The 1,080-nt window shown below is 37.0% G+C and carries 2 protein-coding genes and 1 pseudogene; all 3 read left to right on the forward strand.

Annotated elements, in window-relative coordinates; translation table 11 throughout:
• Positions 1 to 140, forward strand: a pseudogene (locus tag G322_RS21580) (transposase); the annotation flags it as partial.
• 78 nt (positions 141 to 218) lie between these two features.
• On the forward strand, positions 219 to 485 hold the full coding sequence (locus G322_RS0119465; RefSeq protein ID WP_022943310.1) for a hypothetical protein: 267 nt from the start codon (positions 219 to 221) through the stop codon (positions 483 to 485).
• A gap of 33 nt (positions 486 to 518) precedes the next feature.
• Positions 519 to 848 (forward strand): IS66 family insertion sequence element accessory protein TnpB, encoded by a 330-nt coding sequence (gene tnpB, locus G322_RS0119470; protein WP_028866769.1) that lies wholly within the window; start codon positions 519 to 521, stop codon positions 846 to 848.
• Positions 849 to 1,080: the final 232 nt, after the last annotated feature.

Genomic DNA, 1,080 nt, shown 5'->3' on the forward strand with positions numbered 1-1,080 from the left:
TCGGTAAGCCAACAGGCATTGCTTTTATCGACTCTACCAAAATAGCGGTATGTCATATTATTAGAGCAAAGCGCAACAACGTTTTTAATGGAATTGCGGTGCATGGAAAAGGCACCATGGGATGGTTTTTTGGTTTTAAATGTAAGCGCTCAACGAACCCATCTGTCAAACCACTAAAATAACTGCCATTATTTCCCTTTATCTCAAAGGGGCTCATTATGCATACAAAACTACTTACCAAAACACAACAAACCTGGCTCGACCATTTCAATAAAGCGACAGACCAAAACCTATCAATGTCCACTTATGCAAAGAAAAATAACCTCGCACTTCCTGCTTTTTATCATGCTCGTTCAGTGCTAATAAAAAAAGAAGTGTTACAAAAAAGTCCTCATCTTTCATTGATACCATTAACAGCGACACCAGTCAGCACAAAAATAGTAACAACTTCATGTCGAATCATACGTGGAGCTTGCTGGGGTTGATATAACCTACCTGCTTAATAGTGCGAGCCAATTATGATCAGGCCTTCCTGTTCAATTCAAAAAATATATCTCTGCCGTAATCCCGTCGATTTTAGAAAGGCGATCAACGGACTCTCTATGATGGTTGAGGAGACACTGTGTCTTGACCCCTTTTCTTCACAGTTGTTTGTATTTACCAATAAACGACGCAATAAAATTAAAATTCTAGTATGGGATAGAACAGGCTTTATTTTGTGGCTAAAGGCACTTGATAATGCGCAATTCAAATGGCCGTTAAACGATAAAAATGAAGTGCTAACTATCAATGGCCAACAGTTAAATTGGCTACTCGATGGTATTTACTTTTGCCATGAACCCCCATAAAACCTTACATTACAGTACTGTTTTATGATGCTTGATAGGTGTTTTTTAGTATAACTGTCTTTCCGCACCTGTTCTGACTGATTAAATATCAACCAAAAAAGACGGTTAATTAAATAATTACAAGCTAATTTTCGCCACCCTTCATAATTTAGAATAAAAAAGTTGACGTGGATCGTCATATTTGATCTATTACTTATCTTTGGGTAATGGTAATACCGATTACATTAAGTAT

The organism is Psychromonas hadalis ATCC BAA-638 (genome assembly GCF_000420245.1).
In the GTDB taxonomy this organism is placed as follows: Bacteria; Pseudomonadota; Gammaproteobacteria; order Enterobacterales; family Psychromonadaceae; genus Psychromonas; species Psychromonas hadalis.

Excerpts from the sequence above, each read along its gene's own strand:
- G322_RS0119465 (WP_022943310.1), top strand. The coding sequence starts at position 219 with ATGCATACAAAACTACTTACCAAAACACAACAAACCTGGCTCGACCAT.
- tnpB (WP_028866769.1), top strand. The coding sequence starts at position 519 with ATGATCAGGCCTTCCTGTTCAATTCAAAAAATATATCTCTGCCGTAAT.